This is a genomic window from Paraburkholderia sp. BR10923 (assembly GCF_040948765.1).
GTDB classification, from domain to species: Bacteria; Pseudomonadota; Gammaproteobacteria; order Burkholderiales; family Burkholderiaceae; genus Paraburkholderia; species Paraburkholderia youngii.
Genome location: NZ_JBFPKO010000020.1, coordinates 141754 through 155866, shown reverse-complemented (window position 1 = coordinate 155866; position 14113 = coordinate 141754). Strand labels below are relative to the sequence as shown.

The following is a 14113-nucleotide window of genomic DNA, read 5'->3' as shown; positions in this document are numbered from 1 at the left end:
CGATGCCGGTGCAGGGGTTCATGCAGTTAAGGCCGTCCGCCGAACTTCTGGCGCTCGCGGTTGCTGCCATACTCCTCCCGCGTCGCGGTCCCGCACCTTTCTGGCAGCTGGTTCGACCCTTCCCGAGCGGGACCGCGACAAAGCCAAACGGTCTTTCGCGCCCTCCTGCCCGTGATGAGGGCGCTTCATTGGGAACGAGCGCGAACATGAGTTCAACTCTTCAGATCGTAAAGCCGGCCCCGGAAGATTCGGTAGTCGTCGCACGGACGAAAGACCTGGAGGACGAAAACGTCCAGGCGGCTCACCTCGACGGAATTGATCTGGTTGTTATCAGGCACGCCCAAGGCGTCTGCATTTACCAGGGCCGATGTCCGCACGAGGGTACCCTGTTGTCAGAGGGCGCATTAAAGGACGACGTACTTACTTGCAGGGGGCACGGTTGGCAATTCGCCTGTCCATCGGGACAGAGGCGCGGTATCAGCACTTCAGATCTGAAGCGATTCGAAGCAATTATCGAAAACGGGGAAATAAAGGTTGATCGAAATGAAGTGCTTGCATGGAAGGCGCAACAATCCTCCTGCGCGGCTGCTGTCGAGCAGGCCGCCCGCCCATCACCGGTTCGTAGCGTTAAGCAGCTTCCGGGACCGAAGGGTGTTCCGCTCCTTGGCAACCTTCTGGACTTCAGGACCCGCCAGTTGCATTTGCTGCTCGAGAACTGGTGTAGAGAGTTCGGCAGCATGTACACCTACACGCTAATGGGTCGGAGATTCGTTGCGATTGCAGATCCGGTTCTCGTCAATCAGGTCCTCCACGACCGGCCGGGCACCTATCGCCGCTGGGACGTAATCCAGCGCGTCGCGCATGAAATTGGTGTTGATGGCGTGTTTTCGGCAGAGGGCGATACCTGGAGGAGACAGCGACAACTCGTCGTCAAGGCACTTGACCCGGTCCACCTTCGCGCATTCTTTCCCTCGATGCGCATGATGACCTCGCGGCTACTTAGTCGATGGGAGACAGTCGCGCGTAATCGTCAATCCGTAAACATTCGCCAGGAGCTCATGCGCTACACAGTGGACGTGGCGACGAATCTTGCGTTCGGCTATGACATGGACACCCTCCAGAGTGATGGCGAAATCATCCAGCAGCACCTCGCAGTGATGTTTCCAATGATTCAGCGACGGATAATTGCCCCGTTCCCCTATTGGCACTACTTCAAACTGGCACCGGACAGGCAACTTGACCGGGCTCTGGTGGCCGTGCGGGCTCTGACACAGGTTCTCATCACACGCAATCGCGCCCGATTGATGCAAGACGCGATCACTGACGCGCTTCCTTCGAACCTCCTTGAGGCGTTGCTCACGGCGCAAGAGGAAGGAGAGGCACCGCTAACGGACGAAGAAGTGATGGCAAATGTTTTCACGATACTGCTGGCCGGCGAGGACACGACCGCCAATACGATCGCCTGGATCGCGTATCACATGTGCACTCACCCCGAAGTCCAGAACAAAATGCAAGCTGAGGTCGATTCTGTCATCGGGGAGGGCGCAATACTCGAAGACGCGGATGCACTTGATGATCTCGTGTATCTTGACGCGGTAACCAAAGAGACCATGCGTCTGAAGCCGGTTTCCCCGGTTACCAGTTTCGAGCCGAATTTCGATGTCCAGTTAAATGGCATCGCAATTCCCAAGGGTACGGTGCTGACGCTCTTGACGCGACAGCCCGCGCTGCAACCAGGTAGCGTTTCCCCAATGCGAACATTTGACCCTGACCGTTGGCTCGGCGCGTCCGGTGCGACGAGCAGCCATCAGGTAGGTTTCGTTCCATTCGGCTCAGGACCCCGGTTGTGTCCGGGTCGCAAGCTCGCCCTGATGGAAGTTAAATCGGCGCTCGCAATGATGTGCCGCAATTTCAACATATCCCAGGCAACTGACCGAACCGCCGCTGTGGACGAGATATTTGAGTTCACGATGTTCCCGGAAGGCCTCTTTGTGAGGCTGGAACAACGTCACTGACTGGCCTCAGGCAAACAGCGTTGATCCGGGACAGCGAACTCAACCTCACGACGCCAGATCTTGCAGGTCGGGTCCGCTCCGATCAGTGATTCATTGTCGCGAACTGAACGATCAGTACCCCGCTCGACGTCCCTCACCCCCCGAACGAAGTGGAAGGTGAGATTATCCAGGCATCGAAATCGAACCGCACGTCGATCCGGCGAACCTCGGTGCTTCCACTGCTGATTTCAGTCTCGCTTATGTCGCGGTTTCCACGTTCCTGGCTTCTGAGCGCCGGCAGCTCGCCAACAATCAAAAGAAAAGGGGCCGAATTTGGTTGACTTGTATCGGCCATCACCGACCAAGTATCCAGGAGTAGGATGTGATCTGTGAGAAACGGCCGTCTAAGGAAATGAAGGGCGCGGAGCTGTCGGAATGAAAAAAATCGCATTTTTATGGAAGGTGGTCAGGGACGATTTGCGCGTGCTCTTATATGCGCTGCGGCAACCCGACCGTCCAAGATGGCTGATGCCCGCGACCGCTCTGGTGGCTCTGTACGCGGTCGATCCTTTCAATGTTGCTGTTCCATTCGTCGGGATTGTGGACGACGGTGTGCTAGTTCCGCTGGCATTGCATTTGATGGTCCGTTGTCTGCCAATCCAGTTGCGACGGCTACGCCGCCTATGATGAAATCAACATGATGCAGCGTTCACGTCACGCCGCATGAATCAAGGCGCAGGACCCGAGTTGATTACACAGGACCGCACTGTAAAGGTGAGTGACGGCTATTAGGGAAACTGAGGGTCTCTTGTCGGTCGGTTTCGGCCGATCCCGTCGGGCGGCAGCCGGCCATGACCGGTCGGCCGCGTCTGATCGGCCAATGTCCGTTCATGGTGGCGAATGAGCCAAACGATGTCGCTGATTGCACTCGCCACGCGCTTGACGGCAGGATGGATCGATTCCAGAGCCGGCTCCCATCAGCGACTGCATGATTGACTGTTGTCGTTGTCACGCCGCCGCTAACCATCACGGCAACTCGCCCTACGCTCGCGGAAAGAAAGTCGAAACGGATGCCATATCAACCGGCGTCTCATGCGCCGTCACGCTTAAGTCACGCGCCCATGTTTCCATCTATTTCGGTTTGTTACCGGCCGCCTCGGAAACGACGGTGCCCCGACTTTCCCGACTGCATAGCTGCCTCAGGAGATGAGCATGCGAAGCATTCACCCCCTTTACGCAACAAGCCGCATTTTCGGCCGCACCGCGCTAGTGTTCACCGCATTCTGCTTCGCGGCTGGTGCCGCCGACGCGCAGACCTCGGCGAAGCCGCTCGTCACTCCGGGTTTTAGCATGGCCGTGTTCGCGACGGGTTCAGGCGGGCTGATGAGCGCACCTGACTCACTGGCCGTGCTTGATGATCACGTTTGGGTCGGCTATGCAAACAACGGCGCACCGGATGGCTCGAATGGCGCAATGAGCGTGATTGTCGAATACACGCTGGACGGCAGCGTCGTGAAAACGTATCAAGTCGCGGGACACAACGATGGCCTGAAGGTCAATCCGTACACGCGCGAGATCTGGGCGATGCAGAACGAGGATGCGAATCCGAACCTCGTCATCATCAATCCCGCGACCGGCCAGGCCTCCAAGCCGTATTCCTTCGCCAAAACGCTGCACGGTGGCGGCTATGACGACATCGTGTTCAAGGACGGCCAGGCCTACTTCAGTGCTTCCAATCCCACCCTTAACGCGAGTGGCAAGAATACGGGGCCCGCGATTGTTCGCGTTGTGCACCTTGACGCAAACAGCTGCAGGATCGACGTCACGCCGGTTATGAGCGGCTCGCTCGACGCCAGGAACATTCCGTTTGGCACGGTGGCGACCCTCAACCTGACCGATCCGGATTCAATGACGCTAACGCCGTCGGGCGATGTACTGCTCGATGATCAAGGAGATGGCCAGCTTGTCCTATTACGCACGTCGGGCGATGAACCGCGCGTGCAATATCTGCCACTTCTCGGCAACGTGCAGGTTGACGACACGGTATTCGCCACTGCGCGACGGGGCTACCTGCTGGTGTCCGATACGAAAGCCAACATGGTGTACAAGATCAGCGCCAATGTCTGGCAGCGTGACGCAGCTTTCTCCGCCTCGACGGGAGTGGCCGCTACGGGTAGCACGCCGGCAGTGCCGGCTTATGTTGGCCAACTCGATCTGCGGAGCGGAGCGCTTCTACCGCTGGTCACCAATTTGGCCAATCCGCACGGCATGGTCTTTGTACCGACAGGCGACCAGCAATAACGGCCGCGCATTGATTGCCGGGTGACGTGATCGCCGTGTGCGGTTTCGCTGCGATCACGTTGGCCGGTACGTTGCCGTACCGGCGACGACGCAACTCTGGCGTGGCCGCCTTCGTCTGCTCCTGGTAGTCGATCGGCCTTTCACTATCGATGATTGAATGTCCCTTCAGGGCCCGATCAGCGACACTCGCATGCTTCAACGATCGCGCTGGTTGGGACGATGGCGGTCGGCGAAACGAAACCGTGGTCGGTCAAGCACACGTTGCCGATCGAAAACGGTCACGGCCAGGTGCGCGTGACGCGCGCGGTCAATTCGGCGCTCGCGCTGTGCAAAGACTTCGTGTTCTCGGTGCAGGACGGCGACGGCCCGAACGCGCCCGAGAGGTGGTTTGCGGCGAGCGCGTGCCAGCAGGACAAGGGCTGGAAGTGGGCGACGGCCGAGCCGGCGGTCGCCCGCTGGGGCAATTTGCAATAAAGAAGCGGCGAATGTTGCTCGCCGCTTCCTCCCTCCGTCTCCTTCGCACTAAAACATCGCGGTCGTAGACACCCCTTCGACGGCCCCTATGGCGATTCTATTCGTGCCATAGCGATCAACCTGTATCCAGCGCGATCAAGGCGATCCCGCCGAGCTCGCTGTGGGACGTTCGACGCAGGTGGGCTGGTGCCTCGACCAGCATGACATCGAGCGTCGGACGCACGTGCAGTTCTTGAATGTGGCCGCCGACGGTGCGGCCGCCTTTTAGTCCAAGGAGTCCGTGCAGATGCAGCGATGGCCGGCCATCGTCTCCCTTGGCGACATCGCCCAGGATGGAGATCACCTCGCACTGCTCGTCCACGGAGATCGGCTCATAGGTCTTTGTTTCCCAGTTGAGCCATGCGACGACGCCGCACTGCAGCGCGCCTATCGCACTGACCCGGGCGCCTTCGATCCCATTGTCGCCAGCGAAAGCTTTGAGGCCGCCGACGGCTTCCTCCCCCGTATCGAAGACGACCACGTAGGTGCGGCCACCCTGGGCGTCGGTCTCCAGCAGCTTCGATTTCATGTTGGCTCTCCTCTGTCTTTATCGTCTGCTATGTGCACTCTGCGATTCCCGAATTTACAAAGGGCCGGGTGAATCGTGCGTGGCCCATCTTGCAAACACATGTGGCACTCAGGACAGTCGTGAGTACCGCGCAACTTGCCGGGGCGACAAATGACGCGTCAGCGGTCGGGCGTCGAAGGCGTGGATACGGCGGAAAGCGTCGAAGAAGTGCCGCCGTCCGCAGTCGTTGCGAGGTCCCCGAGCGCGATGATGCCGACGAGATGCTTTTCCCGATCCACCACGGGTAGCCGGCGAATCTGCGCATCCGCCATTTTCTTTTGGGCTACGTCGAGGTCCTCGTCTTCGAAGCACCAGTTGACCGGGCCGCTCACAATGTCCTCGATCGGCGCGTCGGACGACATTCCTGCAGCGATCGCGCGCACGACGATATCGCGATCCGTCACCATACCGAGGAGGTTGGCGCCATCGCAAACCGGCAAGGAGCCGACGTTCAGTTCGTCCATCAATTTCGCCGCTTGCTGAATACTTTGCGCTGCGCCGATCGTGGCGACGTCGCGGGTCATTACTTGTGCTACTGAGGTCATGGTTTGCTCCTCGTCGAGGTTGAACTGTAGTTTCAATCGCAGCACGGGCCATTCCAGAAAAGCGGTTGGTTGTTTGGGTATGGGCATTGCGGCGACCTATTCGTGTCATGCCAGAAATGGGTTCTAAGGTGTGTTGCTTCGGTGCCAGCCGCTGCAAGTCAAGCGCCGCGCCCGAAGTCCACGCCGCCCACAGACAGTGTCATGCATAACGTAAAACGGAATCCACGCAACCAGGTTGACGGCGCGCAGAGCCCCGTCTGCCCGACCTGCGGCACGCAGTATCCACCGTCGAGCACACCGCCGCGACAATGTGCGATCTGTTGCGACGTTCGTCAGTTCGTGCCGCGCGAAGGCCAGACCTGGACCGATCTCGCGAGCCTGCGCGTCAAGCACGCAAACGCTTTCAAGCGGCTACGCGCTGGCCTGTACGAGGTTCGCACGCAACCGCCATTCGCGATCGGACAGCGTGCGCTGCTGGCCACCACCGCTGCCGGCAACGTGCTATGGGACTGCGTTACGCTGCTCGACGATGCCACGGTCGACATCGTCGATGCGTTGGGCGGTCTCAGCGCAGTGGCGATCTCGCATCCGCATTACTACGCGACGATGGTCGAATGGGCACGAGCCTTCGGCTGTCGTGTCTGGCTGCATGACGCCGACAGGCAATGGGTGATGCGCGACGATCCCGCGTTGCTGTACTGGTCCGGCGAGCGCATCGCATTGAATGACGAGGCGACGCTGTTGCGGGTTGGCGGACATTTCCCGGGTGCAACCGTGATGCACTGGTCGAACGGCGCGGGTGTGCTGCTATCGGGCGATGTGCTGCAGGTCACGCCGGGACGCTCGCACGTTTCTTTTATGTACAGTTATCCAAACTATTTGCCCTTGTCGGCGAACTGCGTGCACGCGATCGAACAAGCGCTCGACGGCGAAGCGTACGACGCCGTATACGGCAGTTTCGCGAATGCGGAGATCGAGCGCGATGCGAAGCGGGCGGTGGCCGATTCGGTTGCAAGGTACGTGGCGCTTCTCGACGATCGCTCGGTGGGTGTGATCGTCGATTGCGCAAACGAAGGTCGAGTGAAAAGACCAGCGCGGGAGGCGGCGCGTGACGACCGCTTACGCGCGCGTAGGAAATGAAAGACATGGAAGGGCATAAGGCTTGCTCGATCGTCGGCACATCGAAGAAGGAGAAGCCCATGTCCAACGATCGATCGACGAGCGCTCCTGGCCGCGAGTCGTTAGCGCAAAACAACACGCCCGCAGACCAGGTGTCCCACGGGCGCCGCAAGGTCGTGCAAAGCGCCGCGGCCGGTCTGGCCGCGGTCTTCGCCGGAAACGCGCTCGCAGCCGATCCCGGCGCGCCGGGTAGCCAAGCCGCTGACGCACCCGCAGCACCCGCAGCGCCTGCCGTTCCCGACGCGAACGCGGCGCTAAATGATCCGCGCGATCTGTATCCGCACCCGCCGTTTCAGGATCAGCAGCAGCCGTGGCCCGGCCTTGCGAGCCGCATGACGCCGCGTCCCGATCATGGCGAGTCCAGCTATCGCGGCAGCGGACTGCTGGCGGGCCGCAAGGCGTTGATCACCGGCGGCGATTCGGGCATCGGCCGCGCGGCGGCGATCGCGTTCGCACGCGAAGGCGCAGACGTATCCATCATCTATCTGCCCGCCGAGGAGCCGGACGCGCGCGAGGTAGTGGCACTGATTCGCGGCGCGGGTCGCAAAGCGCTCGCGATACCCGGCGACCTTCGCGACGAAGCGTTCTGCAAGCAGGCCGTCGATCGCGCGGCGAACGGCATGGGCGGCCTCGACATCCTCGTCAACAATGCGGGACGCCAGCACAGCCACGATTCGATTCTCGACATCAGCACCGAGGATTTCGACTGGACCTTACGCACCAATCTGTACGGCATGTTCTGGATCACGAAGGCTGCGATCCCGCATATGCCACCAGGTGCGGCGATCATCAACACGAGTTCGGTCAATGCCTACAATCCGTCGGTGAACCTGCTCGACTACGCGATGACGAAGGCCGCGATCGCGAACTTCACGAAGTCGCTGGCCAAGCAGATGATCTCGCGCGGCATCCGCGTGAACGCGGTGGCGCCCGGTCCGTTCTGGACGCCGCTGCAGGTCAGCGGCGGCCAGACGATGAAGAACCTCGAGAAGTTCGGCGCCGACACACCGATGGGACGTCCGGGTCAGCCTGCGGAAATCGCGCCGGTTTATGTGGCGCTGGCGATGGCGCGCGCGAGCTATGTGACGGGGCAGGTGTATGGCGCGACGGGCGGCGAGGGTCCGCCGTGAGCGTGAGGGCCAAGGGATCGCTGCGCGGCGCGATGCGTGGAACACGCCGTTTTCTACTTCGGGTATGCCCACGGCGGGCAACCGGCCTGATTTTCGCAAAGCCAGTAGTAGCAGGCGGCTTCGTGAGAGGCAAAATCATCACCGCGCTCACGAAGGCGCTCTCGCCATTGGGCGACGTCCATTACCGAAGCATGCGCACCGTCGGCGGTCCAGAGCGCTGCCATCAGATATTTGTCTACTTCGATCGGCGTCCCATTAACGATAACAGTCGGGATTGCCAGGGATTCAGTCAACATGGACCAGGTCACGCTCGTCGATTGCAGTAGTATGACGGTACGCCGATTGCTAGCGCCCATGTGTGTTCGTAACGGCTGCGTTTCGGACAGACCGGTATCCGCGGCGCGAGAAGAAATCCAGCGTACTGGCGCTTTGACCATTTGTGACACCACGGGACAGACGAAAAAGGCGGTTCAAGCCATCAAATCGCGCTGTGGCGCAAGGCGCTGGCCGAGCGCGCAGAATCCGTCGGAAATGGCCCGGCCGCGGAGAGGTGCCGCGTGACCGGCATTGATCGAAGCATTCTTCTCGCTGTCGAGTGGTCCGTGAGATCATGTAGCTCCCAGGCCAGAATCCGTAATTCGCGTTCGACGGGGGGAACGGGGTGAAGGCTAACGTAAGTCAAGGCGTCAAATGCCTCGATCAACGTGCGTGCGAGCACACACGCAGCGCCGATATCCCAAAGTTCTGGCCCCGATGTGGGCTGAAGCATGGGCCCCAGCTTCTGCAGACTGCACGCATGGCAAAGCAGCTTCGTAAAGATGGTCTCAGCGTACGACAGATGTTTCTCGCTGACGCAGCGTCCCGCCAGACGATCCGACATCGCGCGTGCGTGAGCAAGAATCGCATCGTATTCGCTGAGAATCGCGATGTACCGCTGGGGGTTCATCTGAATAGAGTTCATCGTTGACACGCTACAATCCACGGACTTGCTACGCTCGGAACAACTATGCGGCTTTACTACCTGACGGCTGAAAAGCGGGCGAAGAAGAGTATCGCCGAACGCAGGTTGAAAATCTCGCTTTTTGAGGAACTCAAGGATCCTTTCGAGTTGTTACCTCACGTTCTACCGAGCCGCGCGCATCGAAGGGTCGCCGAGGTATTGCGCGACCATCTGTTAAAGCAACGGGGAGTGATCTGCTTTTCGACTGATTGGCAGAATCCGGTTATATGGGCGCACTATGGCGCGAAACACTACGGCGTCTGTCTCGGGTTCGACGTTCCTGACAGTCTGGCTATGCGGGTTAGCTATGAGCCGAACCGCCTCGACTTTGACATCGATCTCTCGGCGCCCAATGCCGGTGTTACTCATGACATGAGTAAAGGCCATGCTCCTGACGAAATTTGAAACCTGGCGATACGAGAACGAATACCGAGTGATGGGAGAACTGCGAGATCAGGACACTGATGGCCATTACTACGTCGACTTTGGCAAGGATCTAATGCTGCGGGAAGTGGTCATTGGGGTGCGCAACGAAACTTCTCAACGGGGAGTAGCGGAGTGGATCGGGGATTTAGGCCATGACGTCGCGATCGGCTGGCGTTCAAGCAGTTCAAAATCACTGAGCAGCTTAACCTGCCTGTCCTCCTGGCCGGTCATGGCAATTCCAAGTAGCAAGGCATCTGCTGCCATAGACCAGCGGTCGCGCGACCGGTATCGGAAGACGACACTGCGATGGACCCACATCCTGGAGGCTGGAAGTATCCTGGGATCTTTGCTGGACGACATAGCATGGGACAAGGAAGCGCACCAAAGCAAAAAGGGACGCCTTGCGTCCCTTTTATTTCACCCGTCCGAACAATCAACGATCTCTGTCCTGATAGCTCGCGCAGCTGGCGGATTCCGAATACAACCGGCCATTGGAATGTTGGCTTTGTGCATTGCCCGAGCGGCAGCTTGTGGCCCAGGCAAGCGTCCGCTCGCCGGCCATGTTGCGGTCAGACCTTGGTCTGTTCTGCCATATCGAGGGCATCGTCGACTTCAATGCCGACGGCTTCCAAGGTACAACGGCCGTTCGGGCGATCGTGTCTGTCGCGACGTCCAGTGCCAGTGCTTCGGTGATCAACTGGGCCCGCTTGCTGACGGACAGGTTCGGCGGCGGCGTCGGCAACCCGTTCGCCAGTTTTCTGATCCCGTTGACATGGATCGCCGCTGCTCGCGATCTTGTGCTCCCACCTGCTGTGCGTTGTTTCGCAGGCCTTCCCGACATCCGGTTCGCCGCCGGTAACGGAGTTATTCGGGCCTTGCCGACGTGCCGCTGCCGTGATTGGGCGTAGGTTCGCCTGCGGTCGACGACGGGCCCATTGACGCCAGAATCTGGTCGCGGCAAACCGCAAGAATTTCGTCGGCCAGCGGCGAATCGTCCGGGCAGGCGCGCGACATGACAATGGCACCGACCGCGTGCGCCAGTATGTCGAGGGACCTGGCTCTCGCCAGGCGTGTGTCCTCACCGTTCAACGCACTACTCTCGGGATTCAGCACCGTCAGCAGGCTCTCAATGCCGGCCGCGAAGGTGGCGCGAACTGCTTCCGGCTGACGCGCGGCATCCCCGCCCAGTGCGGCCATCGTGCAACCGGTCGCGCGGGTGTCCCGGTGCTCGCGAGAAAGGTAGTACCGCACAAACTCAGGCGCGTCCACACCCACGCTCAGCGCCACGGTCTGCGCGATTCCGCACGCCGCCGATTCCGCCATCAGATCTGCCTTGGAGCCGAACTGCTTGTAAAAGCCGCCGTGGGTAAAGCCGGCGGCGGCCATCAGATCGGCAATGCCGACCCCATCGTAGCCGCGCTCCCGAAACAGCTGCGACGCCGTCTCGACAACGTGCTCACGGTTGGCCTGTGCCTGTGCCTTGGTGATCTTCATGGTCTGGCCACGATGGGTTCATGTGTGAAGGCTTCATTATACATTGATGTCGATCGTCATCAAAACCTTGACAGTTTTGATTATGATCGTCATCATTGGTCCTGTTCCCAACCTCGAACCTGACGCAAACATGACCGACAAGACGCTTTTCGAGCCCTACACCCTGGGCCGTCTTACCCTCGCCAATCGCCTTGTCATGGCGCCGCTGACCCGCAACCGCGCCGGCGTGGGGCTGGTGCCCAGCGAGCTGGCTGCGACCTATTACGCGCAGCGCGCCTCGGCCGGCCTGATCATCACAGAGGCCACTCAGGTGTCGGCGCAGGCGCAGGGCTATCAGGACACCCCCGGCTTGTACACCCCCGAGCAGATCGCCGGTTGGCGCACGGTCACCGAGGCTGTGCATGCGAGGGGCGGGCGCATCTTCGCGCAACTCTGGCACGTCGGCCGCGTTGCGCACATCGATCTGCAGCCGGGCGGCGCCGCGCCAGTCGCACCGTCAGCCATTCGTGCAGCGACCAAGACCTTCGTGAACAACGGATTTGCCGACGTCTCCGAACCGCGCGCTCTGGAACTCGCCGAACTGCCGGGCATCGTGAACGACTTCCGCCAGGCCGCGGCGAACGCCATTGCAGCCGGCTTCGACGGCGTGGAGATCCACGGCGCCAACGGTTATCTGCTGGAGCAGTTCATCAAGGACGGAGCCAACCAGCGCACTGACGCCTACGGCGGCTCGATCGAGAATCGCGCGCGCCTGTTGCTGGAAGTCGTCGCCGCCGTGATGCAAGAAATCGGCGCCGACCGCACCGGGGTGCGCATCTCGCCCGTGTCGCCGGCAAACGGCATTTCCTGCAGCGATCCTCAGCCGCAGTACGACTACATCGCCGGGCAGCTCAGCGCGCTGGGCATCGTCTATCTGCACGTGGTCGAGGGTGCGACCGGCGGCCAGCGTGATGTCGCACCGTTCGACTATGACGCGATGCGCCGCCGGTTCAGGCAAACCTATCTGGCCAATAACGGCTATGACCTCGAACTCGCCACCTCCAGACTCAACGAGGGCAAGGCAGACCTGTTCGCCTTCGGCCGCGCCTTTATCAGCAACCCCGATCTGGTCGAACGCCTGAAGACCGGCGCGCAGCGCGCGCAGCCGGACTTCGCCACGCTTTATGGTGGCGGCGCTGCGGGCTATACCGACTACCCCTCAATCACCGCTTGACGCGCGCTGCCAGCGTCCGTGTCGAACCTCTTTTACAAAGGAAACAAACCATGACCACGCTTCCGACGGTGCTCGTCACCGGCGCCTCCTCTGGCATCGGCGCGATCTACGCCGAGCGCTTCGCCGGCCGCGGCCACGACCTCGTGCTGGTTGCACGCGAAAAGGCGCGCCTCGATGCGCTGGCCGCGCGCCTGCGTGAAGAAAGCGGCGTGGCCGTCCAGGTGCTGCAGGCCGATCTCACCCAGCCCGCTGACCTGGCTACGGTCGAGACTCGCCTGCGTGACGACACTCGCATAGGTATCCTGATCAACAACGCCGGGATGGCCCAGTCAGGCGGCTTCGTCCAGCAGACGGCCGAGGGCATCGAGCGTCTGATCGCGCTCAACGCCACGGCGCTGACGCGGCTCGCAGCCGCGGTCGCTCCGCGCTTTGTGCAGTCTGGTACTGGCGCGATCGTCAACATTGGCTCGGTGGTGGGTTTCGCGCCCGAATTCGGCATGTCGATCTACGGCGCCACCAAGGCGTTCGTGCTGTTCCTGTCGCAGGGACTGAACCTGGAGTTGTCGCCTGACGGCGTCTACGTACAGGCGGTGCTTCCGGCGGCGACCCGCACGGAGATCTGGCGACGCGCCGGCATCGACGTCAATACGCTTCCCGAGGTGATGGAAGTCGGCGAACTGGTTGATGCGGCACTGGTCGGCTTCGATCGCCGCGAACTAGTGACTATCCCGCCGCTGCACGTGGCCGGGCGCTGGGAGGCCCTGGATGGCGCGCGTCAAGGGCTCATATCGGACATTCGACAAGCCCAGGCGGCCGAACGCTATCGGCCCGAAGCCTGACCGCCACAATGACCGGGGCGGCACCCCCGACGAGAATCGACCATGAACTTCAAAGCGCTGCAGGCGTCTTATGCCCACGCTCAGACCAAGCTCGTAGAGGCGGGCGGAACCACGTTCGCTTATCGGGAACTGGGACAGCATGGCGGTACCCCGCTAGTCCTGCTCAACCACTGGGGCGCCGTGCTGGACAACTTCGACCCGCGCATCGTAGATGGCCTGGCTCGTGAGCATCACATTCTTGCCATCGACTATCGCGGAATCGGTTTGTCCGGCGGCACCGCGCCGGTGACCGTCGACGAGATGGCGCGCGACACTATCTCGGTGATCCGCGCGATGGGTTTCGATCAGGTAAATCTGCTCGGCTTTTCGCTTGGCGGTTTCGTGGCGCAGGACGTGGCCCTGAAGGCGCCTGCCCTTGTGCGCAAGCTCATCCTTACCGGCACGGGGCCCGCGGGCGGTCAGGGCATCGATCGTGTCGGTGCGGTGTCGTGGCCGCTGATACTCAAGGGCCTCCTGACGCTACGCGACCCCAAGACCTATCTCTTCTTCACCGCTACGGCCATCGGCCGGAAGGCAGCAAGCGCCTTCCTGAAAAGACTGAAGGAGCGCCGCGCCGATCGCGACAGGGGACCGACACCTCGCGCGTTCTCGCGCCAGCTCAAGGCGATCAAGGCTTGGGGCCAGCAGGTGCCGCAGGAGCTCGCCGGCCTGCGCATGCCAGTCCTGATCGCCAATGGCGACAACGACATCATGGTGCCCACCTCACTGAGTCTCGACATGGCTCGCCGCATTCCCCATGCGCAGTTGGTCATCTACGAAGACGCTGGGCACGGCGGCATCTTTCAATATCACGCTGACTTCGTGTCGAAGGCGCTGGCGTTCCTGGCAGCACCCTACCTTGGTTAAAGCAA

Annotated in this window: 15 protein-coding genes and 1 pseudogene; 11 read left to right on the top strand and 5 right to left on the bottom strand. The window is 61.0% G+C overall.

Annotation, left to right across the window (positions count from 1 at the left end; genetic code table 11):
• Positions 1-206: 206 nt before the first annotated feature.
• From AB3X94_RS29985 to AB3X94_RS29970, 4 genes and pseudogenes are all read left to right on the top strand, one after another.
• On the top strand, positions 207-2015 hold the full coding sequence (locus AB3X94_RS29985) for a cytochrome P450 (RefSeq protein ID WP_368613480.1): 1809 nt from the start codon (positions 207-209) through the stop codon (positions 2013-2015).
• Positions 2016-2429: 414 nt separating this feature from the next.
• Complete coding sequence (locus tag AB3X94_RS29980; protein ID WP_176106392.1) at positions 2430-2681, top strand: hypothetical protein; 252 nt, start codon at positions 2430-2432, stop codon at positions 2679-2681.
• A gap of 525 nt (positions 2682-3206) precedes the next feature.
• Positions 3207-4295 (top strand): hypothetical protein, encoded by a 1089-nt coding sequence (locus AB3X94_RS29975; RefSeq protein WP_368613479.1) that lies wholly within the window; start codon positions 3207-3209, stop codon positions 4293-4295.
• A gap of 174 nt (positions 4296-4469) precedes the next feature.
• Positions 4470-4769: pseudogene (locus tag AB3X94_RS29970) on the top strand (hypothetical protein); the annotation flags it as partial.
• A 115-nt stretch (positions 4770-4884) separates the two neighbouring features.
• Here AB3X94_RS29970 and AB3X94_RS29965 read toward each other — a convergent pair.
• Together AB3X94_RS29965 and AB3X94_RS29960 are read right to left on the bottom strand one after the other, a co-directional pair.
• Positions 4885-5337 (bottom strand): PPC domain-containing DNA-binding protein, encoded by a 453-nt coding sequence (locus AB3X94_RS29965; RefSeq protein ID WP_368613478.1) that lies wholly within the window; start codon positions 5335-5337, stop codon positions 4885-4887.
• Between the two features lie 158 nt (positions 5338-5495).
• Positions 5496-5921, bottom strand: coding sequence for a CBS domain-containing protein (locus tag AB3X94_RS29960; RefSeq protein WP_368613492.1), 426 nt, complete (start codon positions 5919-5921; stop codon positions 5496-5498).
• Between the two features lie 201 nt (positions 5922-6122).
• On the opposite strand from AB3X94_RS29960, the gene AB3X94_RS29955 reads away from it, so the two are divergent.
• Both AB3X94_RS29955 and AB3X94_RS29950 read left to right on the top strand, forming a co-directional pair.
• Positions 6123-7061, top strand: coding sequence for an MBL fold metallo-hydrolase (locus tag AB3X94_RS29955; protein WP_368613477.1), 939 nt, complete (start codon positions 6123-6125; stop codon positions 7059-7061).
• A gap of 59 nt (positions 7062-7120) precedes the next feature.
• Positions 7121-8230 (top strand): SDR family oxidoreductase, encoded by a 1110-nt coding sequence (locus AB3X94_RS29950; protein WP_246391880.1) that lies wholly within the window; start codon positions 7121-7123, stop codon positions 8228-8230.
• A 53-nt stretch (positions 8231-8283) separates the two neighbouring features.
• Here AB3X94_RS29950 and AB3X94_RS29945 read toward each other — a convergent pair whose 3' ends face one another.
• Complete coding sequence (locus tag AB3X94_RS29945; RefSeq protein WP_368613476.1) at positions 8284-8526, bottom strand: hypothetical protein; 243 nt, start codon at positions 8524-8526, stop codon at positions 8284-8286.
• Between the two features lie 182 nt (positions 8527-8708).
• Positions 8709-9200 (bottom strand): hypothetical protein, encoded by a 492-nt coding sequence (locus AB3X94_RS29940; protein ID WP_176106386.1) that lies wholly within the window; start codon positions 9198-9200, stop codon positions 8709-8711.
• Between the two features lie 36 nt (positions 9201-9236).
• Between AB3X94_RS29940 and AB3X94_RS29935 the strand changes: the two genes are divergently transcribed.
• Together AB3X94_RS29935 and AB3X94_RS29930 are read left to right on the top strand one after the other, a co-directional pair.
• Positions 9237-9635 carry a DUF2971 domain-containing protein gene (locus AB3X94_RS29935; RefSeq protein ID WP_368613475.1) on the top strand — a complete coding sequence of 133 codons (399 nt, stop codon included), beginning with the start codon at positions 9237-9239 and terminating at the stop codon, positions 9633-9635.
• A 551-nt stretch (positions 9636-10186) separates the two neighbouring features.
• Positions 10187-10564 carry a hypothetical protein gene (locus AB3X94_RS29930; protein WP_368613474.1) on the top strand — a complete coding sequence of 126 codons (378 nt, stop codon included), beginning with the start codon at positions 10187-10189 and terminating at the stop codon, positions 10562-10564.
• On the opposite strand, the gene AB3X94_RS29925 is transcribed toward AB3X94_RS29930, so the two are convergent.
• The gene (locus AB3X94_RS29925) at positions 10521-11150 is read right to left on the bottom strand and encodes a TetR/AcrR family transcriptional regulator (protein ID WP_368613473.1); all 630 of its coding nucleotides are present in this window, start codon (positions 11148-11150) and stop codon (positions 10521-10523) included. The genes AB3X94_RS29930 and AB3X94_RS29925 overlap by 44 nt on opposite strands.
• Before the next feature lie 130 nt (positions 11151-11280).
• Between AB3X94_RS29925 and AB3X94_RS29920 the strand changes: the two genes are divergently transcribed.
• The 3 genes from AB3X94_RS29920 to AB3X94_RS29910 are packed head-to-tail and all read left to right on the top strand — an operon-like array spanning position 11281 to position 14108.
• Positions 11281-12363, top strand: coding sequence for an alkene reductase (locus AB3X94_RS29920; protein WP_368613491.1), 1083 nt, complete (start codon positions 11281-11283; stop codon positions 12361-12363).
• A 50-nt stretch (positions 12364-12413) separates the two neighbouring features.
• Entirely contained in the window at positions 12414-13202 is a 789-nt protein-coding gene (locus AB3X94_RS29915) for an SDR family oxidoreductase (protein WP_176106382.1), read from the top strand.
• 42 nt (positions 13203-13244) lie between these two features.
• Positions 13245-14108: an alpha/beta fold hydrolase gene (locus AB3X94_RS29910; protein ID WP_176106381.1), complete on the top strand. Its 864-nt coding sequence runs from the start codon at positions 13245-13247 to the stop codon at positions 14106-14108.
• Positions 14109-14113: the final 5 nt, after the last annotated feature.

Bases quoted from the DNA above. Each gene is read 5' to 3' on its own strand.
- AB3X94_RS29985 (WP_368613480.1), top strand. From the start codon at position 207: ATGAGTTCAACTCTTCAGATCGTAAAGCCGGCCCCGGAAGATTCGGTA.
- AB3X94_RS29945 (WP_368613476.1), bottom strand. From the start codon at position 8,526: ATGTTGACTGAATCCCTGGCAATCCCGACTGTTATCGTTAATGGGACG.
- AB3X94_RS29915 (WP_176106382.1), top strand. From the start codon at position 12,414: ATGACCACGCTTCCGACGGTGCTCGTCACCGGCGCCTCCTCTGGCATC.
- AB3X94_RS29910 (WP_176106381.1), top strand. From the start codon at position 13,245: ATGAACTTCAAAGCGCTGCAGGCGTCTTATGCCCACGCTCAGACCAAG.
- AB3X94_RS29960 (WP_368613492.1), bottom strand. From the start codon at position 5,921: ATGACCTCAGTAGCACAAGTAATGACCCGCGACGTCGCCACGATCGGC.
- AB3X94_RS29935 (WP_368613475.1), top strand. From the start codon at position 9,237: ATGCGGCTTTACTACCTGACGGCTGAAAAGCGGGCGAAGAAGAGTATC.
- AB3X94_RS29965 (WP_368613478.1), bottom strand. From the start codon at position 5,337: ATGAAATCGAAGCTGCTGGAGACCGACGCCCAGGGTGGCCGCACCTAC.
- AB3X94_RS29955 (WP_368613477.1), top strand. From the start codon at position 6,123: ATGCATAACGTAAAACGGAATCCACGCAACCAGGTTGACGGCGCGCAG.
- AB3X94_RS29920 (WP_368613491.1), top strand. From the start codon at position 11,281: ATGACCGACAAGACGCTTTTCGAGCCCTACACCCTGGGCCGTCTTACC.
- AB3X94_RS29980 (WP_176106392.1), top strand. From the start codon at position 2,430: ATGAAAAAAATCGCATTTTTATGGAAGGTGGTCAGGGACGATTTGCGC.
- AB3X94_RS29925 (WP_368613473.1), bottom strand. From the start codon at position 11,150: ATGAAGATCACCAAGGCACAGGCACAGGCCAACCGTGAGCACGTTGTC.
- AB3X94_RS29975 (WP_368613479.1), top strand. From the start codon at position 3,207: ATGCGAAGCATTCACCCCCTTTACGCAACAAGCCGCATTTTCGGCCGC.
- AB3X94_RS29950 (WP_246391880.1), top strand. From the start codon at position 7,121: ATGTCCAACGATCGATCGACGAGCGCTCCTGGCCGCGAGTCGTTAGCG.